Source organism: Inhella crocodyli, from assembly GCF_004004565.1.
Taxonomy (GTDB): Bacteria; Pseudomonadota; Gammaproteobacteria; order Burkholderiales; family Burkholderiaceae_C; genus Inhella; species Inhella crocodyli.
This window is the reverse complement of sequence record NZ_SACM01000004.1, coordinates 313,740-333,222: the sequence shown is the minus strand read 5'-3', so window position 1 is coordinate 333,222 and position 19,483 is coordinate 313,740. Positions and strand designations below refer to the sequence as shown.

The 19,483-nt window shown below is 69.5% G+C and carries 26 protein-coding genes; 8 read left to right on the top strand and 18 right to left on the bottom strand.

The genetic code is table 11. From position 1 onward, the window contains the following. Positions 1 to 16 precede the first annotated feature (16 nt). The 3 genes from EOD73_RS14740 to EOD73_RS14735 all read right to left on the bottom strand — a co-directional run bounded on the left by EOD73_RS14740 (position 17) and on the right by EOD73_RS14735 (position 1,618). Positions 17 to 424: a hypothetical protein gene (locus EOD73_RS14740; RefSeq protein WP_127683785.1), complete on the bottom strand. Its 408-nt coding sequence runs from the start codon at positions 422 to 424 to the stop codon at positions 17 to 19. A gap of 244 nt (positions 425 to 668) precedes the next feature. Further along, positions 669 to 800: a hypothetical protein gene (locus tag EOD73_RS17905; RefSeq protein WP_259370333.1), complete on the bottom strand. Its 132-nt coding sequence runs from the start codon at positions 798 to 800 to the stop codon at positions 669 to 671. Further along, on the bottom strand, positions 797 to 1,618 hold the full coding sequence (locus EOD73_RS14735; protein WP_127683784.1) for an SDR family oxidoreductase: 822 nt from the start codon (positions 1,616 to 1,618) through the stop codon (positions 797 to 799). Before EOD73_RS14735 ends, EOD73_RS17905 begins: the two co-directional genes overlap by 4 nt. A gap of 276 nt (positions 1,619 to 1,894) precedes the next feature. Here EOD73_RS14735 and EOD73_RS14730 point away from each other — a divergent pair, with 276 nt between their 5' ends. Next, complete coding sequence (locus tag EOD73_RS14730; protein WP_127683783.1) at positions 1,895 to 2,284, top strand: hypothetical protein; 390 nt, start codon at positions 1,895 to 1,897, stop codon at positions 2,282 to 2,284. A 34-nt stretch (positions 2,285 to 2,318) separates the two neighbouring features. After that, complete coding sequence (locus tag EOD73_RS14725) at positions 2,319 to 3,617, top strand: glycosyltransferase (protein ID WP_127683782.1); 1,299 nt, start codon at positions 2,319 to 2,321, stop codon at positions 3,615 to 3,617. 21 nt (positions 3,618 to 3,638) lie between these two features. On the opposite strand, the gene EOD73_RS14720 is transcribed toward EOD73_RS14725, so the two are convergent. Then, on the bottom strand, positions 3,639 to 3,992 hold the full coding sequence (locus EOD73_RS14720) for a PilZ domain-containing protein (protein ID WP_164846091.1): 354 nt from the start codon (positions 3,990 to 3,992) through the stop codon (positions 3,639 to 3,641). 154 nt (positions 3,993 to 4,146) lie between these two features. On the opposite strand from EOD73_RS14720, the gene EOD73_RS14715 reads away from it, so the two are divergent. Further along, complete coding sequence (locus EOD73_RS14715; RefSeq protein ID WP_127683780.1) at positions 4,147 to 4,335, top strand: hypothetical protein; 189 nt, start codon at positions 4,147 to 4,149, stop codon at positions 4,333 to 4,335. A 58-nt stretch (positions 4,336 to 4,393) separates the two neighbouring features. Here the strand turns inward: EOD73_RS14715 and EOD73_RS14710 are convergent, their stop codons facing one another. From EOD73_RS14710 to EOD73_RS14650, 13 genes are all read right to left on the bottom strand, one after another. Then, positions 4,394 to 6,022 carry a GGDEF domain-containing protein gene (locus EOD73_RS14710; protein ID WP_127683779.1) on the bottom strand — a complete coding sequence of 543 codons (1,629 nt, stop codon included), beginning with the start codon at positions 6,020 to 6,022 and terminating at the stop codon, positions 4,394 to 4,396. 107 nt (positions 6,023 to 6,129) lie between these two features. Continuing rightward, entirely contained in the window at positions 6,130 to 6,621 is a 492-nt protein-coding gene (locus EOD73_RS14705; RefSeq protein ID WP_127683778.1) for an ankyrin repeat domain-containing protein, read from the bottom strand. Then, positions 6,621 to 8,675, bottom strand: coding sequence for a phenylacetic acid degradation bifunctional protein PaaZ (paaZ, locus tag EOD73_RS14700; RefSeq protein WP_127683777.1), 2,055 nt, complete (start codon positions 8,673 to 8,675; stop codon positions 6,621 to 6,623). Before paaZ ends, EOD73_RS14705 begins: the two co-directional genes overlap by 1 nt. 10 nt (positions 8,676 to 8,685) lie before the next feature. Continuing rightward, on the bottom strand, positions 8,686 to 9,213 hold the full coding sequence (locus EOD73_RS14695) for a GNAT family N-acetyltransferase (RefSeq protein WP_127683776.1): 528 nt from the start codon (positions 9,211 to 9,213) through the stop codon (positions 8,686 to 8,688). Continuing rightward, positions 9,210 to 9,806, bottom strand: a complete 597-nt coding sequence (locus EOD73_RS14690; RefSeq protein WP_127683775.1) for a TetR/AcrR family transcriptional regulator — start codon at positions 9,804 to 9,806, stop codon at positions 9,210 to 9,212. Before EOD73_RS14690 ends, EOD73_RS14695 begins: the two co-directional genes overlap by 4 nt. Further along, the gene (locus EOD73_RS14685) at positions 9,803 to 10,045 is read right to left on the bottom strand and encodes a hypothetical protein (protein ID WP_127683774.1); all 243 of its coding nucleotides are present in this window, start codon (positions 10,043 to 10,045) and stop codon (positions 9,803 to 9,805) included. The genes EOD73_RS14690 and EOD73_RS14685 overlap by 4 nt, the downstream gene beginning before the upstream one ends. Before the next feature lie 43 nt (positions 10,046 to 10,088). After that, positions 10,089 to 11,168 (bottom strand): 1,2-phenylacetyl-CoA epoxidase subunit PaaE, encoded by a 1,080-nt coding sequence (gene paaE, locus EOD73_RS14680; protein ID WP_127683773.1) that lies wholly within the window; start codon positions 11,166 to 11,168, stop codon positions 10,089 to 10,091. Further along, positions 11,165 to 11,677: a 1,2-phenylacetyl-CoA epoxidase subunit PaaD gene (gene paaD, locus EOD73_RS14675; RefSeq protein WP_127683772.1), complete on the bottom strand. Its 513-nt coding sequence runs from the start codon at positions 11,675 to 11,677 to the stop codon at positions 11,165 to 11,167. Before paaD ends, paaE begins: the two co-directional genes overlap by 4 nt. After that, positions 11,674 to 12,450, bottom strand: coding sequence for a 1,2-phenylacetyl-CoA epoxidase subunit PaaC (paaC, locus tag EOD73_RS14670; RefSeq protein ID WP_127683771.1), 777 nt, complete (start codon positions 12,448 to 12,450; stop codon positions 11,674 to 11,676). Before paaC ends, paaD begins: the two co-directional genes overlap by 4 nt. After that, positions 12,450 to 12,743, bottom strand: coding sequence for a 1,2-phenylacetyl-CoA epoxidase subunit PaaB (gene paaB / locus EOD73_RS14665; protein ID WP_127683770.1), 294 nt, complete (start codon positions 12,741 to 12,743; stop codon positions 12,450 to 12,452). The genes paaC and paaB overlap by 1 nt, the downstream gene beginning before the upstream one ends. Further along, positions 12,740 to 13,741: a 1,2-phenylacetyl-CoA epoxidase subunit PaaA gene (gene paaA / locus EOD73_RS14660; protein WP_127683769.1), complete on the bottom strand. Its 1,002-nt coding sequence runs from the start codon at positions 13,739 to 13,741 to the stop codon at positions 12,740 to 12,742. The genes paaB and paaA overlap by 4 nt, the downstream gene beginning before the upstream one ends. A gap of 1 nt (position 13,742) precedes the next feature. Continuing rightward, entirely contained in the window at positions 13,743 to 14,192 is a 450-nt protein-coding gene (gene paaI / locus EOD73_RS14655) for a hydroxyphenylacetyl-CoA thioesterase PaaI (protein WP_127683768.1), read from the bottom strand. Positions 14,193 to 14,194: 2 nt separating this feature from the next. Continuing rightward, positions 14,195 to 14,998, bottom strand: coding sequence for an enoyl-CoA hydratase-related protein (locus tag EOD73_RS14650; protein WP_127683767.1), 804 nt, complete (start codon positions 14,996 to 14,998; stop codon positions 14,195 to 14,197). A 433-nt stretch (positions 14,999 to 15,431) separates the two neighbouring features. On the opposite strand from EOD73_RS14650, the gene EOD73_RS14645 reads away from it, so the two are divergent. From EOD73_RS14645 to EOD73_RS14630, 4 genes are all read left to right on the top strand, one after another. Continuing rightward, on the top strand, positions 15,432 to 15,755 hold the full coding sequence (locus EOD73_RS14645) for a nucleotide pyrophosphohydrolase (protein WP_127683766.1): 324 nt from the start codon (positions 15,432 to 15,434) through the stop codon (positions 15,753 to 15,755). Positions 15,756 to 15,770: 15 nt separating this feature from the next. Further along, on the top strand, positions 15,771 to 16,436 hold the full coding sequence (locus EOD73_RS14640; protein ID WP_127683765.1) for a 3'-5' exonuclease: 666 nt from the start codon (positions 15,771 to 15,773) through the stop codon (positions 16,434 to 16,436). Positions 16,437 to 16,566: 130 nt separating this feature from the next. Continuing rightward, positions 16,567 to 16,749: a hypothetical protein gene (locus tag EOD73_RS14635; RefSeq protein ID WP_127683764.1), complete on the top strand. Its 183-nt coding sequence runs from the start codon at positions 16,567 to 16,569 to the stop codon at positions 16,747 to 16,749. Positions 16,750 to 16,830: 81 nt separating this feature from the next. Next, positions 16,831 to 17,349, top strand: a complete 519-nt coding sequence (locus tag EOD73_RS14630) for an Lcl domain-containing protein (RefSeq protein ID WP_164846090.1) — start codon at positions 16,831 to 16,833, stop codon at positions 17,347 to 17,349. A gap of 13 nt (positions 17,350 to 17,362) precedes the next feature. Here the strand turns inward: EOD73_RS14630 and EOD73_RS14625 are convergent, their stop codons facing one another. Further along, positions 17,363 to 18,400: a hypothetical protein gene (locus EOD73_RS14625; protein WP_127683762.1), complete on the bottom strand. Its 1,038-nt coding sequence runs from the start codon at positions 18,398 to 18,400 to the stop codon at positions 17,363 to 17,365. Positions 18,401 to 18,503: 103 nt separating this feature from the next. Between EOD73_RS14625 and EOD73_RS14620 the strand changes: the two genes are divergently transcribed. Beyond that, positions 18,504 to 19,481, top strand: a complete 978-nt coding sequence (locus EOD73_RS14620) for a helix-turn-helix transcriptional regulator (RefSeq protein WP_127683761.1) — start codon at positions 18,504 to 18,506, stop codon at positions 19,479 to 19,481. Positions 19,482 to 19,483 lie beyond the last annotated feature (2 nt).

Below are 19,483 nucleotides of genomic sequence, written 5' to 3'. Positions count from 1 at the left end.
GGCGGCAGGGGAGGCCTCACCAGTCGTCCCTATTGATGAACTTGATCCCGAAATAGATCAACGGAAGGAAACTCAGCGCAGTGGTGACGGCCAGGCTGAGTCTGTACGCATCGGTCTGGTAGCCATGTCGAACCATGGCTGCAGCCAGCGGCGTGGTTGCGAACGAAAGCACGAGGACGACAAGGAATACCGAGCTTGGCACCAGAACTTGGATCCAAGCCTTGGCCAATGGACTCCAACCACGCGCTTTCGCCATGAGATGAGTCGCAGCAGCCAGCCCTGCGACAAGAAGAACTTCGGCGATCGCGAACCGCCCGCCGACGCCATAGGCACTCGGCAACCCCGTGAGAAGCAAGATCCATTGGATGCCGACCAACAGCACGGCCGGAAGCATGAGTGCAATTGAGATGAGCTTCTGGACCAAGTCGGCATCCTTTCTCGCCCGGTCACGACCAAGGGCGGCCTCAACCCGCGATGGAGTTTCCGATGGCCACCAGCAACTTGTCGCTGGGCTGCACGAAAGCCATGCCAATGCGTTACGCGTTGTCGAGGCTGCTGAACACGCTGTGCCGCACCACGGCTTGCAGCTCGAGCACCGTGGGCGGGGCCGTGGCCGAGAGGGCGTTGGGCAGCGGAATGCGCAGGCCCGCACGCAAGCCCAGGGGCGATCAGCCCTGGAAGCGCGCCACCTCGAGGTCGCTGCGGTAGGCCAAGAAGTCGGGCAGGTCGGCCTCGCGCAGGGCCCGCAAGCGCACCGGACCGACCGGCACGGGCGGCGGCAATGGCCTGGGGGATGTCATGCCGATGGCGCCGCGGAGGCCGGGTAGGTGTCGGGCACCGCCGCGCTGCCCGCCAGCAGGCCGCCGTCCACGTGCAGCTCGCTGCCGGTCATGTAGGGGCATTCGTCGCTGGTCAGCAGCACGGCGACTTGCGCCACTTCCTCGGGCCGACCGAAGCGGCGCAGCGGCGTGTCGGCGACGAAGGTGGCCAGGTTCGCCTCGCGCTCGGGCCCGCTGCCCAGCATCGGCTCCCACATCGGCGTGAGGATGGCCGCGGGCAGGATGGCGTTGCAGCGGATGGGCAGGCGCTGCTCGGCGCAGTACAGCGCCACGGTCTTGGTGTGGTTGCGCACAGCGGCTTTGCTCGCGGCGTAGGCGGCCGCCGCCGGGATGCCGACCACGCCGCTGCGCGAGGCGATGTTGACGATGGCACCACTGCGCGTGGTGCGGCGCATGGCGCGCAGGCCGTGCTTGCAGCCGAGGAACACGCCGTCCAGGTTGGTGGCCATCACGGCGCGCCAGTCGGCCAAGGCCGCGTGCTCCGGGTCGTGCGCGGCCCCGGCCTCAAGGCCACTGATGCCGGCGTTGTTGACCAGCACGTCCAGGCGGCCGTGGGTGTCCAGCAAGCGGGCCATCGCGCCGATCCAGGCCAGTTCGTCCCGCACGTCCAATTTGAGCCAGGCGGCTCCCAAGCGCTCGGCGGTGGCGCGGCCGGTGGCTTCGTCCAGATCGGACACCAGCACCTGCGCGCCTTCGCGCGCGAAGGCTTCGGCGATGGCGGCGCCGATGCCGCGCGCAGCCCCAGTCACCAGGGCCACGCGGTGTTGCAGTCGGTTCATGAGTTCCTCTCTTCGAGCGTCAGCGCAGGGCCTGGGTGCGGTGAAAGGCTGGCCTCGAATGGCATTTGTACCTGCGGCGCTCGGGCTCGACCGGCGCAGACGCACCCCCAGCCCAGGCCCAAGGCCGCCGCCCCCTGGGTCATCTGTTGAGCCAGAGGTTGGGCCCGCAAGCGCAGATCCCACCCTCCGGCACCCTGCGCGACCCTTGGCTCTACCCCTTACCGATCAGGCGCTAGCCGGCACGAAGGCCGAAGAGCCACTCGATACTCCGCCGCCATGAACACCCCCCTCGCCGCCGCCGCTGCGCTCACCGTCGTCATCGCCCTCGTGCACTCGGTGCTCGGCGAGCGTTTGGTGTTCTCTCGCCTTCGGCAAGGCACCCTGGTGCCCACGCAGGGCGGCACGCTGCTGCGGGGGCACCACGTGCGCATCTTGTGGGCCACGTGGCACGTGGTCTCGGTGCTGGGGGCGGCGGTGGCCGGCGTGCTGCTGATGCTGGCGAACGAGCCCCTGCTCGGCCCGCTTCACCTGGGCCTGTTGAAGCTCATCGCCTGGGCGATGCTGGCCTCGGGCGTGTTGGTGCTGATCGGCACGCGCGGGCGGCACCCCGGTTGGATCGGCCTCACCGGCGTGGCGGTGCTGACCTGGCTCGGCCTGCCCGGCTGACGGCTTCCTCCACGATGCAATCCCTCCATCTCCCATGAAGATTGGCCTTCAAACCTGGGGCAGCCACGGCGACATCCGCCCCTTCGTCGCGCTGGCCCAGGGCCTGCACGCCGCGGGCCACGAGGTCACGTTGGTCGTCACCTGCGTGGACAGCGACCGCTACGCCGCGCTGCAGGGCACCGTGCCCTACGCGCTGGAGGTGGTGGCCTCGCCCGTGGTGCCCGACCGCGCCGCGCTCGAGCGCTGGGGCGCCGCCATCGTGGCCGAGCGCAACGTCAGCCGACAAACGCGCCTGGTCATTGAGCAACTCTTGCTGCCGGCCGAGGCGGCGATGTATCGCGCGTCCGAGCGGCTGTGCGCGGACAACGAGCTCGTCATCGGGCACTACATCCTGCACACCTTGGCCATCGCGGCCGAGAAGCAGGGCCGCCCCTGCGTGAGCGTGGCCCTGGCCCACGGCGCGGTGCCCTCGGCCTTCCAGCCGCCGCTGGGCGTGCCGAACTGGGGCGCCTTCTGCAACCGCCTGGCCTGGCGCTTGGCCCGCTGGGTCTTGAACCGGGACTTCAAGTGGGTCGCAGACCGCTTGCGCGCCCAGCAGGGCCTGCCCCCGGCGGGCGACGTGGTCGACACCGTGTGGGCCTCGCCGGCGCTGACGCTGCTGGCCGTCAGCCCCACCCTGTGCGAGCCCCGCCCCGACTGGCCCGCGAACTACCAAGTGACCGGGCCGTTGGACACGCCCGACTCCGTGGCCGAAGGCGCGGTGCCCGAGTCGCTCGAGGCCTTCTTGTCGGCCGGCGCGCCGCCGGTCTACCTGACCCTGGGCAGCATGATGTCCGGCAACGACGAGGCGCGAACCGTGACCCTGCTCGTGGACGCTGCGCGTGCCGCCGACGTGCGAGCCGTCGTGCAAGCACCGTCCGGCGCTCCTGCGGGGTTCGCCAACAGCGAGCAGCTGCACTTCGTCAGCGCGGCGCCGCACGCGCAGGTGTTTCCGCGTTGCGGCGCCGTGCTGCACCACGGCGGGGCCGGCACCTCGCAAGCGGCGCTGCGGGCCGGCGTGCCCTCGGTGGTGCTGGCCCACACGGCCGAGCAAGAACTCTGGGGCCGCGAGCTGCAGCGCTTGGGCGTGGCGGCCGCGCCCATCGCCCGCCGCCGGGCCACCGTCGATCGCGTGGCCGAGGCCCTGCGGCAGGCCACGCGGTCGGACGCGATGCGCCAAGCCGCCCAGGCGCTGAGCGCGCGGCTGGCTGGCGAAGACGGCGTGGCTACGGCCGTGCGGCTGATCGAAGCACGCTTCTCGCCACAGGCCCAGCAAGTGGTGGCGGCCGCCTGAGGCGCCCGCCCCACCGCAAGCTCAACCCGCGATGTAGTTCCCGATGGCCACCAGCAGCTTGTCGCTGGGCTGCTGGAACTGCATGCCAATTCGGTAGGCGCCCTCGCTGCGGCTGAACACGCTGTGCCGCACCACCGCCTGCAGCTCGAACACCGTGGGCGGGCCCGAAGGCGAGAGGGGGTTGGGCAGCCGCAGGCGCAGGCCCACGCGCAAGCCCATGGGCGGGTTGGCGCTGGCCAGCAGGCCGATGCCCGAGAGGCTGATGTCGGTGGTGCGCATGGGCAGCGGCGGCCGGCCGGGGAGCAGCAGCTCCACCTGCGTGCGCAAAGGGCGTCGGTCGTGAGCACGCTGCTCACGCAGGGCAATGGATTCCATGCTCTTGTGGCTCTCCCTGGAACACGCCCCATTCTGAGCCGGGGGCGGTGGCCTTGGGGCCCCCGCGCTCCTCCCCATTTCGGAGGAGCCCCGGCGCTTTTCAGGGTCGCCCCGGGGCCCGTGGGCCCGGCGCGGGCTTCAATACTGCGGGCCCTTGCGCCATGCGCTGCGGCTGCCCCTGGGCCAGGGCGAGCCGCCCGTCAGCGCGGCGGAGCGGGATCGGACCTACAAGAAGGACAAGGACTGGGCGGGCGTGTTCGGCTTGCTGGCCGTGCTGCGTTTTGGTGGTGGCGGCGGCAGCACGACGCATGAGCAAGCGGCACTCAGACAGTGTTACGGCTGAGGGGGCAAAGGTCGATGCCTGACGCAGGTGCGCCTGGGGACACAGCCCCGCGCCTGGCTCAGGCTAACGCTTGCCCATCTCGGCCTCTCGCCTTCACGGCATAGAGGGCTCGGTCGGCTCGCGCCATCAACTCCTGCGGTTCAACCGGCCCGCTGTCGACAGCGATTCCGATGCTCAGTGTCAGTGGCGTTCGTTCAGGCCATTTCTGGCGACTGGACTCGCGCAAGGCCAAGCGCAAGCGCGAGCACAAGCTGGTGATGGCCGCCTCTCCTCCGGCGACGAGCAGAACAAATTCATCCCCACCAAGGCGGGCGGCGGTGTCGCCCGCCCGCAAGTGGCTTTGAAGCAACTCGGCGACATGGCACAGAGCGGCATCCCCTCCTCCATGCCCGTGGGTGTCGTTGACCTGCTTGAAGAAGTCCAAGTCCAGCAGAGCGAGGCTGAGCCAGCGCCCCGGAACGGCCGCCGCCACGGCAAGGGCTTCGTCGAAAGCACGGCGATTGGCCAGGCCCGTAAGCGCATCGAGCCTGGACTCTTGACGCGCGCGCTCGGTGTCCATCATGACCGCCAGGGCTTGGCTTCGATACGCCGCCGTTTTCAACACACTCCGTTCATGAAGCCGATGAAACTGGCGGAACGAGCGGAGGGCTCCGTGCGCGTCGCCGACGGCCTCCAGGGCGTCGGCCTCCAGGCGATAAAGCTCTGCCAGCTCGGCATCGTGGCCTGACGCTTGGCCTTCGCGAAGGCCGATGCCCGCTCGGCGCACGGCCTCTGCATGGTCGTGCTGCTGCAGCGCGATGCGTGTCAGCTCTGTGTCCACGAAAAGTACCGCCCGGGCATCGTTGGCGGCCTCATACAGGGGCCGCAACTCTTCGAGCAAGGTCCGTGCCTCGGAAAGTTCATCCAGAACCACCAAGGCCGACGCCAAAGTGCCAAAGCAGTATTGCAGCGTCCGGTCGGACGTTTGGGAGGGGCGGTGGATGCCATCCAGCTCTTCCCGCAACAGTGACACCGCCCTTTCGGCGTCCGCTCGCCAGGACGCCGGAGCATTGCCTTCGTCCCTTTGCTCGCGAGCCCACTTGGTCAGGGTCAATGCCAAATTGCTGCGCACGATGCACCTTTGGCGGCGGCTGCCGCCGGCGGCCAGTTGCGCTGCTTCGGTCAAGGTCTCGACGGCTTGCTGGAGTGCCCCCGACTGAATCTGCACGACCGAAAAGCTGTTCAGTCCCAAGACCAGCAAGGAATCCCAGCTCAAGGCCCGTGCCCTCGAGAGCACGGGCTCCAGCAGCGTCAAGGCCTTGTCGAGTTCTCCACGAATCCCATGAAGCGTGGCCAAAACGGTCAACGCGGCCAGTCGGCCGGACTCGGTCGCTCGTCCCTTCAACAAAGAAAGGGCCTCGTGGCACGCCTGCAGGCCGTCCTCAGACCCGCCATCCAGGCCTCGGCTTCTCACCTGCACCAAGCGCAAGAAGGCTTGTTCATGCGTGCTCTCAGGACCTGCTGCCCTGGCGATCTGAAGCCGCTGCTCCAAGGCCGCCTCTACCTCGTGAGGGGGAAGTTCAAGCAACCCATTGATCTCGTCGAACAGCCGTTGGTCGGCAAGTTCGGCTGCTTGAGATGCGGCGCCGTCGTCGGTGGCCGTTGAGCCAAGGCTCAACGAGCTGGGGTCAAAAGAGGTGGGGTCCATGGCGCCAAATGACGTCTGCTCAATCGCAATGGGATTGTCCGCACGACGACCTGTCGATGCACGATGCCCTGCTTCGCAATCCCTCCATGGCGGACAACGCACCGCCGTCACGCAGGATGCCGCAGCAAGTCACACGCTGCGGGCTTCCAACAAACCTGCGCCGGCGTCTTCCCGAACCGATCCACGGCCCCCCGATCCGCCCCCGCCGCCAACAGCGCTTCGATGACGGCCTGGGGCTCGGGGTTGACCTCGGCGGCCACAAAGAGCGGCGTGCGGCCATGCCGGTCGCGCAGTTCCAGCTTCGCGCCCAGCGCGATCAAGGCCCGCAGGGCTTCGGGTTGGGGCTGCATGGCCGCCGAGTGCAGCGGCGTGATGCCGGCATCGGACGCGCGGTCGATGGGCGCGCCTTGCTGCACCAGGCGCTGGATGGCAGCCACGTCGTGGCGCCAAACGGCGGCGTGCAGGGGCGTGAACCCGGCGCGGGCCAGGTGGTCGGGGAGTTCTTGCGCCGGCGCGGCCAGGGGCATGAACCCCAAGACCCACCCCAAGGCCCACGCCATGACCGCGCCGAGGGCGGCGCGCCGCGCGCGCTGCGGCATCAGCCGGCGTTGCGCTTGGCCACCAGCGTCAAGATCTCGTAGCTGGCGCACAGCTCGCCGCGCTGGTTGGTCACGGCCACGTCCCAGCCGATGACGCCTTGGGCGGGTTGGTCGTCGCGCGGCGGGCGGTCGATCTTGCGCTTGGCGGTGAGACGGGCTTGGATGGTGTCGCCGATGGCCACGGGGGTGACGAAGCGCAGGTTCTCCAGGCCGTAATTGGCCAGCACGGGGCCGGGGGCGGGGCTGACGAAGAGGCCGGCCGCGGCCGAGAGCACGAAGTAGCCGTGGGCGATGCGCTGGCCGAAGGCGGACTGCTTGGCGGCCACGTCGTCGAAGTGCATGTAGAAGTAGTCGCCGCTCAAGCCGCCGAAGTTGACGATGTCGGCCTCGCTGACGGTGCGGCGGTGGGTGAGCAGGCTCATGCCCACTTCCACGTCTTCGAAGTGGCGGCGGAAGGGGTGGATGTCGCTTTCGGTGACGGCGCCGCCGCGCTGGTACTCGCCGGTGACGGCGCTCAGCATGGTGGGCGAGCCCTGCACGGCGCAGCGCTGCAGGAAGTGCTTGACCGAGCGCAGGCCGCCCAGCTCTTCACCGCCCCCGGCGCGGCCGGGGCCGCCGTGCTTGAGCTTGGGCAGGGGGCTGCCGTGGCCGGTGCTTTCCATCGCGGCTTCGCGGTCCAGCACCAGCAGGCGGCCGTGCCAGGCGGCGAAGGTGGGCACGGCGTGCGCGGCCAGGGCGGGGGTTTTGGTGGCCAGGGTGCCGACGAGGCTGCCGCGGCCCAGGGTGGCGAGGTGCAGACCTTCGTCGAAGTCGTCGTAAGGCATGAGGGTGCTGACGGGACCGAAGGCCTCGACGCTGTGCACGCGCTCGTTGGCCAGGGGCTTGGGGCACATCAGCAGGGTGGGGGCGAAGAAGGCGCCTTGGTCGGTGCCCTCGCCCTTGGGGGCGAAGCCCTTGTTGCCGTCGAGCAGCATCATGTTGCCCTCGGCCAGCAGGGCCACCTTCTCGGCCACGTCGGCCTGTTGCGCATGGCTGGCCAGCGCGCCCATGCGGATGCCTTCCAGCGCGGGGTCGCCCACCGTCACCTTGGCCAAGCGGGCCTTGAGCGCGGCGCCCACGGCACCGATGAGCTTGCGCGGCACGATGACGCGGCGGATGGCGGTGCACTTCTGGCCGGCCTTGGCCGTCATCTCGCGGGCGACTTCTTTGACGAAGAGTTCGAACTCGGGGTCGTCGGCGGTCACGTCGGGCGCCAGGATGGCGCAGTTCAGGCTGTCGGCCTCGGCGTTGAAGGGGATGGAGCGGCGCAGCACGTTGGGGTGGCTGCGCAGGCTCATGGCGGTGTCGGCGCTGCCAGTGAAGGTGACGACGTCGGGCTCTTCCAGGCGCTCGAACAAATCGCCCGTGCCGCCGACGATGAGCTGCAGGCAGCCGGCGGGCAGCAGGCCCGAGTCCATCATCAAGCGCACGGCCTCCACGGCCACGTAGCTGGTGGCCGAGGCCGGCTTGACCAAGCAGGGCATGCCGGCCAGGAAGCTGGGGGCGAACTTTTCCAACATGCCCCAGATGGGGAAGTTGAAGGCGTTGATGTGCAGCGCGATGCCGCGGCGCGGCACCAGCACGTGGCTGCCGATGAAGTGGTTCTCGGCGCCCAGGCGCATGGGCGGGCCTTCGTGCAGCACGTTGCTGCTGGGCAGATCTTTGCCGCCGATGGAGGCGTAGGCGAACAGGGTGCCGATGCCGCCTTCGACGTCGATCCAGGAGTCGCTGCGCGTGGCGCCGGTGTGGGCGCTGATGGCGTAGAGCTGTTCCTTGCGTTCCATCAGGAACACGGCCAGGGCCTTGAGCACGCGGGCGCGGTCTTGGAAGTGCGTGGCCAGCAGGTTCTTGAGGCCGGGGCCGCGGGCGTGGGCCACCATCTCGGCGAAGTCCAGCGCCTCGTCGTGCGTGTGGGCCACCACGCGGCCGTTGATGGCGCTGCGCAGGGCTTGCTTGGGCGCGGCGCCGATCCAGCGGTCGGCCACGAGGCTTTGGAGTTGGAGGGGGGTGGTCATTGGGGGGCTTTCAGGTGGCATGCGATTGCAAATCGCACTGCATGTGAACTTTGGCGAAGTAGGCGCCGGTGGCGAGGTCGCGCATGGCCAGGGGCTCGACGCCGAAGCGCACGAAGCCGCAGCGGGCGTACAGGCCTTCGGCGCGGGCGTTGCCTTCGGTGACGGTGAGGGTGACGACGCGCACGCCCGACCGCGCGCGGGCCTGTGCCAGCGCGGCCTGCACCAGGGCCTGGCCCAGGCCACGGCCTTGGTGTTCGGGGGCGACGAACATGCCGAACAAGCTGGCCTTGTGGCGGGTCTTGGGGCGGGCTGCGAACTCGAGACCGGCGCTGCCCACCAGGGTGTCGCCGTCGAAGGCGCCCACCACCAGCTCGGCGGCGTCGGGGGCGTCGTTCACGCGGGCGGCCCAGAACGATTCGGGCTTGGCGGCGCGCTCGTCCACGGTGGCCACAAACGCGTCGGGCGCGAAGGCGTAGGCGCGCAAGCTGAGCGCGCGGTAGGCCGCCAGGTCGGCCGGCGTGAGGCGCCGCACCGTCATGCGGGCAGCCGTTCCGGCTGCAGCGCCGCCAGGCCGCCCAGCAGCAGCTGGGACACGATCTCGGCCAGCTGCGTGTCGGTCAGCGCGCCGTCGGGGCGGTGCCAGGTGTAGGTCCAATTGATCATGCCGAAGAGCAGCATGGTCACTGGCTTGGCCAGGGCGGCGGGGGCCAGCTTGGGCTGGATGGCGGCCAGCGCGTTGGCAAAGCCGTTGACCACCTCGCGCTCCAGCGCGCGGATGCGCTGCTGGCGCGACTCGGGCAGGAACTTGAGGTCTTCGGTCAGCACGCGGTGCTCGTGCCGGGCCTCGGTGTAGACGCCCAAGAAGCGTTGCACCAACGCGCGCAGCTGCTGCTCGGGGCCGAGGTTGAGCAGCTGCACCTCGCGCACCAGGCCGGCGAGCTTTTCCACGTGGGCCTCGCAGATGCGGGCCAGCAGCTCGGCCTTGTCGGGCACGTAGTGGTACAGCGCCGGCTTGGAGAGGCCGCAGGCCGCCGCCACCTGGCTCATCGCGGTGCCGGGGTAGCCGTTCTGGGCGAACAGGCGGGCGGCGACGAGGAGGAGGTCTTGTTCGCGGGGGGTGGGCGTGCTCATGCTTCGCTCCTGGGTTGCACGCCTGGGAGCAACCCCTCGGTTCCTTGTTGAAGTCGGTTTCGGGCCTGGCTCACAAGCTCGCAGTAGTCGTCCTGGAAAGGTTGCACCAGGCGCTGATCGATCTGACGAGACACCGCCGAGAAGGCGATGAACTCGGCATTGCTTGCCAATGAAAACTCACCGTCCTTTTCAAACCGCGCAAAGAACGCTGACAGCACCAAGGCCTCGTCCTCGGTCAACGACAGCGTCAGGTGGGCACTGTTTGAAGTCATGCGACTTACCTCAGCGCTCGTCGAAGCTCAGGGTCACTTCCGGCGTCAGCGCGTGGGCCTGGCAGCTGAGCACGAAGCCGGCCTCGATCTCGTGCTTTTCGAGCGCGAAGTTGCGGTCCATGCGCACGCGGCCTTCGAGCACCTTGCAGCGGCAGGTGCTGCACACGCCGCTCTTGCAGGAGTAGGGCAGGTCCAGGCCGGCGTGGTTGGCGGCATCGAGCAGGGTGTGTTCGCTGCTCATCACCTCGATGGTGCGGGTGAGGCCGTCGCGCACGATGGTGACGCGCGCCTCGGGGGCGTCGTCGACTTCGGTGTGGTGCGGCGGGGCCTCGCCGCGCGCCATCTCGGGCGTGCCGAAGCGCTCGATGTGCAGGCGCTCAGGCTTCAGGCCCAGGGCGCGCAGGGCGGACTCGGCGCCGTCGTTGAACTCGTGCGGGCCGCAGACGAAGGCCTGGTCGATGCCCTTCACGGGCAGCACGGTGGAGGCGTAGAGCGCGAGCTTGCCGGCGTCCAAGCGGCCGCTGTGCAAGGGGCTGTCCACGGCCTCTTGGCTGAACACGGGGTGCAGCACGAAGCGGCCCATGTGCTGGTTCTTGAGGTCTTCCAGCTCGTCCTTGAACATGGTGCTGGCCACGCGGCGGTTGGCGTACAGCAAGGTGAAGCGGCTTTGGGGCTCGCGCGCCAGCACGGTCTTGACGATGGACAGGATGGGCGTGATGCCCGAGCCGCCGGCGATGCCGACGACGTGGCGGCCTTCGCCGGTGGCGGGCGGCAGCACGAAGCGGCCTTGGGGCGGGAAGACCTCGATCGTGTCGCCGGCCTTCAGGTGCTCGTGCACCCAGCCGGAGAACACGCCGCCTTTGACGCGGCGCACGCCCACGCGCAGCACGCCCTCGTCGGCCCCGGCGCAGATGGAGTAGCTGCGGCGCAGGTCGTCGCCCTTCACCACGGCGCGCAGGGTCAGGTACTGGCCGGCCTCGAAGGCGAAGGTGTCGCGCAGCGCGGCGGGCACGTCGAAGCGGACGACAACGGCGTCGTCGGTGTCGCGCTCAACGGCGGCGACCGTGAGGGCATGAAAGTGCAGGCTCATATCGGCTTGAAGTACTCGAAGGGCTCGCGGCAGGCGGTGCAGCGGTAAAGGGCCTTGCAGGCGGTGGCGCCGAAGGCGCTGAGGCGCTCGCTCGAGGTCGAGCCGCAGCGCGGGCAAGGGATGCGCTCGTGCAGGCGAATCGTGGACGTATTAGGTTGATCGACCGCGGCCAGGCCACTGGGCGGCGCGATGCCGTACTGGCGGAGCTTTTCGCGGGCCTCGGGGCCGATCCAGTCGGTGGTCCAGGCGGGGGTGCGGCGCTGCTCGATGCGCACGGCGCCGAAGGCGGGCGCCAGGGCGTTGCGGACCTCGGTCTCGATCAGCTCGGTGGCGGGGCAGCCGCTGTAGGTGGGCGTGAGGACGACGGTGAGCGTGCCGTCGGCGGCCTCGTTCACCTCGCGCACGATGCCCAGTTCGACCAGGGACAGCGCCGGCACCTCGGGGTCCAGCACGGTGTGCAGGACGTCCCAGGCTTGCTCGACGCGGGCCGAGGCGGTGGGGGTGGTCACCACACGCCGCCGGGGTAGGCGCGCTGCAGGTACTGCAGCTCGCTCAACAGGTGGCCCAGGTGCTCGCTGTGCACGCCGCGGCGGCCGCCGTGGGCGTTGGGCACGTCGGCTGGCGCTTTCAACGTGGCGCGGGCCAGCAGGGCGTCCATCTGCGCGCGCCAGGGGGCTTGCAGGTCGCGCCAGCGCGGGCCCAGGCCCAGGCTTTCCGCCGCGGCATCGACCTCGTCGTCTTCGAACAGTTCCGGCAGCAGCGGCCACAGGCGATCGATGGCGGCTTGCAGGCGGGCGTGGCTCTCGGCGGTGCCGTCGCCCAGGCGCACGAGCCAGTCGCCGCTGTGCTGCAGGTGGTAGCGGCTTTCCTTCAGGGCCTTGGCGGCAATGGCGGCCACCTCGGGGTCGCTGCTGGCGAGCAGGCGTTCCCACAGCAGCGTGAACCACAGGCTGAGCGCGGTGTTGCGCGCCACGGTGAAGGCGAAGTCGCCGGGCTGGCGGCCGTCGGGGGCATGGGGCAGTTCGGCCAGCACGGCGTTGAAGAACTGGTGCTCCAGGCGGTGCATGGCGAGCTGGTCTTCGTCCAGTCCGTGCGCGGCGCCCACGTGCGTGAGCAGCGCGCGGGCCTGGCCCAACCAGTCCAGCGCCATGTTGCTTTGGGCCAGGTCTTCTTCCAGCACGGGCGCGTGGCCGCACCACTCGCTGTTGCGCTGGCTCAGGATCAGGGCGGTGTCGGCGATGCGCAGCAGGTAGCGGTCGCGGGGCGAAAAACTGGCATCCATCACATGTGGTCCACGGACGCGGGCAGTTTGTAGAAGGTCGGGTGGCGGTACACCTTGTCGTCGGCCGGGTCGAAGAGCTGGCCCTTTTCGCCGGGGTCGCTGGCCACGATCTGGTCGCTCTTGACGACCCAGATGCTCACGCCCTCTTGGCGGCGGGTGTAGACGTCGCGGGCCATTTGCAGGGCCAGGGTGCTGTCAGGGGCGTGCACGCTGCCGCAGTGCTTGTGGTCCAGACCGCTTTTGCTGCGGACGAAGACTTCCCACAGCGGCCATTCTTGTTGGGGGGTGCTCATGCGGCCTCCTTGTGTTGGGCTTGTTGTTTGGCGGCGTGGGCCATGGCGGCTTCGCGCACCCAGGCGCCCTCGTCCCAGGCGCGGTTGCGGGCGGCCAGGCGCTCGCGGTTGCAGGGGCCGTTGCCGCCCACCACGCGCCAGAACTCGTCCCAGTTGATGGCGCCGAAGTCGTGGTGGCCGCGGGCTTCGTTCCAACGGATGTCGGGGTCGGGCAGGGTGACGCCCAAGACCTTGGCCTGGTCGACGGTGGCGTCGACGAACTTTTGGCGCAGCTCGTCGTTGGTGAAGCGCTTGATGCCCCAGCGCAGGCTTTGCTCGCTGTTGGGGCTTTGGTCGTCGGGCGGGCCGAACATCATCAGGCTGGGCCACCACCAGCGGTTCACGGCGTCTTGCACCATGGCCTTCTGCGCGGCGGTGCCGTTTTGCATGATGACCAGCAGGCTCTCGTAGCCCTGGCGCTGGTGGAAGGACTCTTCGCGGCAGACGCGGATCATGGCCCGCGCGTAGGGCCCGTAGCTGCAGCGGCACAGGGGCACCTGGTTCATGATGGCCGCGCCATCCACCAGCCAGCCGATGACGCCGACGTCGGCCCACGTGAGGGTGGGGTAGTTGAAGATGGAGCTGTACTTGGCCTTGCCGGTGAGCAGCGCGCGGGTCATCTCGTCGCGGCTGGTGCCCAGGGTTTCGGCGGCGGCGTAGAGGTACAGGCCGTGGCCGCCCTCGTCTTGCACCTTGGCCAACAAGATGGCCTTGCGCTTGAGCGTGGGGGCGCGGGTGATCCAGTTGCCCTCGGGCAGCATGCCGACGATTTCGGAGTGGGCGTGCTGGCTGATTTGGCGCACCAAGGTCTTGCGGTAGTGCGCGGGCATCCAGTCTTTGGCTTCGATGAAGTCGCCGGCTTCGATGCGGGCCTCAAAAGCGGCTTCCTTGGCCGCCTCTTCGGCGCTGGCCGCCGCGCGCAGCTCTTGCTGCTCCAGGCTGAGGGCTTGGGTGTACATGTCAGTGGTTCTCCAGTTCAGGCACCACGAAGCGGTCTTTCAAGCGCGTGGCGCGGCCGCGGAACACGGCAATCAGTTCTTCATTGGGAACGGTCCCGCGGGTGACGGTGACGTCATAAACCCCGCTGCGGCCGCCTTGGTGCGCGGCCACGGCGCGGGCCGTGAGTTCGTCGCCCACCAGGGCGCTGCGGACGATGTCGATGTCGAAGCCCGAGGCCACGGTCAGCGCGTTGGCGCTGTTGCAGGCGAAGGCAAAGGCGCTGTCGGCCAAGGCGGCCAGCAGGCCGCCGTGCAGGATGCCGAAGCCGTTGCAGTGTTCGGGCTGCACCGTCATGGCGAGCGTGGCCGTGCCGGCGCCCACGTCCAGCAAGCGCATGCCCATGGCCTGCGAGGCGCGGTCTTGCGCCCACATGGCGTCGGCCACGGCGCGTGCTTTTTGATCAGCACGCATGGTCAACGATCGCGGAACTGCGGCGGGCGCTTTTGCTGAAAGGCGGTGACGCCCTCGGCGTAGTCGAAGCTGAAGCCGAGTTGGCTTTGCATGCGGCTTTCGGCGCGCAGGGCGATGTCGAGGTTGCTTTCCATCGCGCCGTCGATGAGCTTGCGCGTTTGCACCAGCGCACGGGTCGGCAGGGCGGCCAGGCGTTCGGCGGTGGCCAGGGCTTGCGGCAGCACCTGGTCGGCCTGCACCGTGCGGGCGATGAGGCCGAGCAGTTCGGCGTCGGTGGCGCTGAGCTTGTCGCCCAGCAGCGCGAGCTCAAGCGCCTTGGCGCGGCCCATCAGGCGCGGCAGCAGCCAGGTGGCGCCGGCGTCGGGGATGAGGCCGATCTTGTTGAAGCCCAGGATGAAGTTGGCGGCGTCGCTGGCGATGACGAGGTCGCAGCCCAAGGCGATGCTGACCCCGGCGCCCGCGGCCACGCCGTTGACGGCGCACACCGTGGGCACGGCGCAGTGGCGCAAGCTTTGCACCAGGGGGATGTAGTAGTGGTTGATCAGGTGGCCGATGTCTTTGTCGGGCTGATCGGGCGTGGGCGCCACGAGCGGGTCGCTCAGGTCTTGCCCGGCGCAAAACGCCCGGCCCTGGCCGGTGAGCAAGAGCGCGCGCACGGCGGGGTCGGCACCGGCCTGCTCCACGGCCTCGCGCAGTTGCACCAGCATGTCGGCGGTCAGGGCGTTGAGCTGCTGCGGGCGGTTCAGGCGGATCACCGCCACGGCGCTGTCGGCGCTGCGCTCGACGAGGACAAGGGGCTCGGTCATGGGCGGCTCTCTCTGCTGAAAAAAGAGGCGTTTGGGGACAAACCTGTGGACAGCCTGGGCAAGGCCTGGGCACGGGCGGGGGACGGATTGTGCATTCGACCGACCGGTCGGTCGAGCGCGTGGTTTTCCTAGGCCCATCAAGCAGTTAGGACCGGTGCCTGCACAAGCCTGTGGATGGTTCCGGCACAACCGTCCCCTTGTCCACAGGGGTCGGCCCGAATCGAAAGTTGTTCAGTTTGGCGGTGCAGCAGCGACAGGGCGCTGCCCACAGCCCGAACCGCCGGCTAAGTGGCTGCCAGCATTGGGGTTTTGGACTTGTCCACAGGATCGGTCGCCCCCTACTACTGCTACCACTTTGAATTCTTAAGACTTGAATGAATAACCGTGGTGGGTCGTGGCGGCCCGGCGCTGGCCGGGCGGCGAAACTGCGCGCATGGACCTGAACGCATGGCAAGACCGCTTGGACGCCTTCGCCGCGGAACGCGGCTGGCAGCCTTACTTGAACCCGAAAAACATCGCGATGGCGCTGTCCGTGGAGGCCGCCGAGCTGGTGGAGCTCTACCAATGGGCGTCGCCGGAAGAAGCCGCGGCCTTTGGGCGGACGGAGCCGGTGCAGCGCGAAAAGGTGGCCGACGAGTTGGCCGACGTGCTGCTGTACCTGCTGCAGATGGCGCGGGCCACGGGCATCGATTTGGAAGCGGCGACCGAGGCGAAGTTCGCCAAGAACGCGCAGAAGTACCCGGTGGCCAAGGCCTGAGGCCGGGGGCAAGGCATGTGGCAGCGCCATGAACGCGTGGCCGTGGTTGACTTCGAGACCACGGGCATGGGGCCGGGGCAAGGCGCGCGGGCCACGGAGGTGGGCATCGTGCTGCTGGAAGCCGGCGTGGAGGTGGCGCGCTTTGCGCAGCTGATGCGCTCGGACGTGCCGGTGCCCCCGTTCATCGAGAGGCTCACGGGCATCACCAACGCCATGCTGCGCAAGGCAGCGCCGGCCGAGGAAGTGATGGCCCAGGCCGCGGAGCTGACGCAGGGCTGTCCCATGGTGGCGCACAACGCCAGCTTCGACCGGGGCTTTTGGGTGGCGGAGCTGGCGCGCATTGGCGTGGACGCCAGCGCCACGCCATTCACTTGCACGGTGAAGTTGTCGCGCCGCCTGTACCCCGAGGCACCGAACTGCAAGTTGGGCACCTTGGCGGGTTTTCATGGCCTGAAGTTCGAAGGCCGCGCGCACCGGGCCTTGGCCGATGCCTTGGTGACCTCGGCGCTGTGGCAGCGCATCGGGCAAGACGCGGCGAACCAGCTGGCGCCGAGCCTGGCGGGCGCGCCGCTGAGCGTCGACCTCTTGCACCGCGTGCAAGGCGTGGCCTTGGCGCAATGGCCCAAGCACGCGGCGGCCGCCCGCCGCGCCTTGCTGCACACGAGCTTGCCGGGGCTGTGAAAGATTCATGCCCCTCGGCCCCGAGAAGGGCTGGGGGCTTGGGTACATTGCGGGCCCTCACCACACAGGCAAACAACGGGTCGGACGGCGTCAGATGGGCGGCAGGCTGGGCAGCACGAAGGCGGACGGCATGTGGAAGATCGTCTTCCACGAACGGCAGGGCCCGCGCATCAACGTGGACAAGTCAGCCCCTTGGCTGCCGAGCCGGCAGATCGCCGAGACCTGGGCGCGCTACTTCATCGAGCAGGGCTACCACGTGAGCCTGCAGGCGCAAGACGGCACCTTGGAGCGCTTGATTCCCGGTCTGCCCTGACGCGGCGGCGGTGCATCATGGCCCCCGGTCAAGCGGGGGGTGGGCATGCGGGGATGGACGCGGTGGGCGCTGGCGTTGTGCGTGGGTTGGACGGGCCTGGCCGGGGCCAAGCCGCCCCCGAGTTGGCAGGTGTCGGCCGACGGCCTGGAGGTGCTGGACACGCAAACCGGGCTGAGCTGGTCGCGCTGCCTGGAAGGAACCCACTGGAACGGCCGGGCGTGCGAGGGCGTGCCCCGGCTGTTGACCCATGCGGAGGCGCTCAAGATGGCTTCCCAAAGGGCCCCCGCTGGGACCTGGCGGCTGCCGCGGGTGACCGAGTTGCAGCGCGCGGTGGTGCAGGCGCCGGCCATGAACGAAGCGGGCGAGCCCGTGTTCCCCGACGTGCCGGGCACCTGGCTGTGGACGGGCACGGCGCACGTGGACGGCCGACCGGTGAACCCCTACGACTACGGCAACGTGCAGCGCGGCCTGACGAGTGACAACGCGGTGCAGATGAACTTTTTGCACGGCTGGGCGGTGCACCAACCGGGCGGGCAGGCCGACGGCAAGGTGCTCAAACGCCAGCGCCTGGCCGTGCGCTGGGTGCGGTCGACGCGCTAGGGCCGAGGGCGCTTCAGGCGGCCCAGGCCTCGGTGGCGGCCTGTGCGGCGTGCTGCTCCACCCAGTAGCCCTGGGGCTGGGGCAGTTGCGTCAGCAGGCGCTCGGCGGTGAGCGGCGACACCCAGCCCGCCAGCTGCAGCCAGCGGCGCTGGACGCGGGCGTCCAGCCACAGGTCTTCCAGCGCGTGCTGCCGCGCCAAGGTTTCGGTCGGCAAGGCCAAGGCGTGCGGGGCGAGTGCCGCGGTCAAGGCGGTGGCCGCTTGGCGGGCGCTGACGTTGGGCAGGGCGTCGTGCAGGGCGTGCAGGCGCTGGGCCCAGCCGTTCTCGCCCAGCTGGCGGCCGATCCAGGCCTGCAGGGCCTGCAGCGGGTTCAGCAGGCGCAGGCGATTGGGCGGCAGCACGGGCAGGGCGTCGGGCGTGCCGCCGGGCGTGACCAGGGCCACGAGGGCGGCCAGGCGGGCCCATTCGGCGGCGTGCAGGCCTTGTTCGGCGGCGCCGGTGGCGGCCACGCGCTCGGCGATGGCGCGCAGCTGTGCGGCATTGCGGCCGGCCAGGGCCTGGGCGGCGCGGCGGCTCAGGCAGGCCAGGTGGCCGGCGGCGTAGCGGGCGTCTTGGCGCAGGCGCACCCAGGTGCGCTGCTGGGCGTGGCCGGTTTCGTCGTGCAGCGGGGCGCGGGTGACCGGGCAGTGCGAGGTGTCGAGCTGGCGCAGGTAGTGCGGCGTGAGCAGGGTGCTCTCGAAGGCCACGCCCTCTTGCCAGGCCTGCAGGCGCAGCGCGAGCCAGGGGCGAACGCCGGGGGCCGGGTCGCGGTGGCGGGTGTTGGCCGCCTTGGCCAGGGCGGCCTGCCAGCCGGCGAACAGGGGCGAGCCCTCGTGCAAGTGCGCGGCCGGCAGGGGCAGGCCGTGCTTGGCGTGGTCGTGACCCAGCTGCCAGCCTTCGGCGTCGCTGCCGCCGTGCGCCAAGGCCTCGGGGGCCAAGGGTTCGGGGGCGACCAAGCTCAGTTCCAACTGGGGGTTGGGGCTGGGAATGCGGTGCAGGGCGCTGGCAGTCATGGCATCTCTCCTGGGTTGATGGAGGCCAGTTTCCAAGCCAAGTAGCTCATGGCGTGAGCCACCTGCGATACTGAATAAATCGTCAGTAATCTCCCTATGAACAATGGACCGCACCGAGCGCTTTTACAAGATCGAAATGTTGATTCGTTCGCGGGGCTCCGTGCGCTTTGACACGCTGTTACAGGAATTGGAGGTCTCGCCCGCGACGCTCAAGCGCGACCTGGCCTACCTGCGCGAGCGCCTGGGCGCACCGATCGAGTACGACGCCTTCAGCCGCGGCTACCGCTTTGCGCAAGAGGGCTGGCGCGACACCAAGCACGAGCTGCCGGGGATGTGGCTCAGCGAGCACGAGTTGCACGCGCTGCTGACCCTGCACCAGATGCTGGCGGGCTTGGACGAGGGCCAGCTGCTGGCCCGTCACTTGCAGCCCATGGCCGAGCGCCTGCAGGCCATGCTCGGCCTGGACGAGAAGGAGGCCAAGCAGCTGCAACGCCGCGTCAAGCTGATCAGCACGGCACGGCGACGCGCCAGCACGGCGCACTTCGAGACCGTGTGCAGCGCCGTGCTGCTGAACCAGCGCCTGGCCGTGCGCTACCGCAAGCGCGCCACGGGGCAGTTGGAGGAACGGGACCTGAGCCCGCAGCGCCTGGTGCACTACCGCCACGCCTGGTACCTGGACGCCTGGTGCCACCGCAGCGAAGGCTTGCGCCGCTTTGCGCTGGACGCGATCGAGGGCGCGCAGGCGCAGGCAGACGCCAAGGCCCACCGCCTGCCGCTGAAAACGCTGGAGGCCGAGCTGGACCGCGGTTACGGCATCTTTGCCGGCGGCACCGAGCAGTGGGCGGAGCTGCGCTTCGAGCCCGAGGCCGCGGCCTGGGTGGCGCAGGAGGAGTGGCACCCGAAGCAAGAGGCCGTGCGCGAGCCCGACGGGGCCCTGCGCCTGCGCCTGCCCTACGTGGACGCCACCGAGCTGACGATGGACCTGTTGCGCCACGCGGGCCAGGTGACGGTGCTGGCCCCGCCCGCGCTGCAGGCGCAATTCGCGCAGCGCTTGCGCGCGGCGGTGGCGCGGCTGGGCTGAGG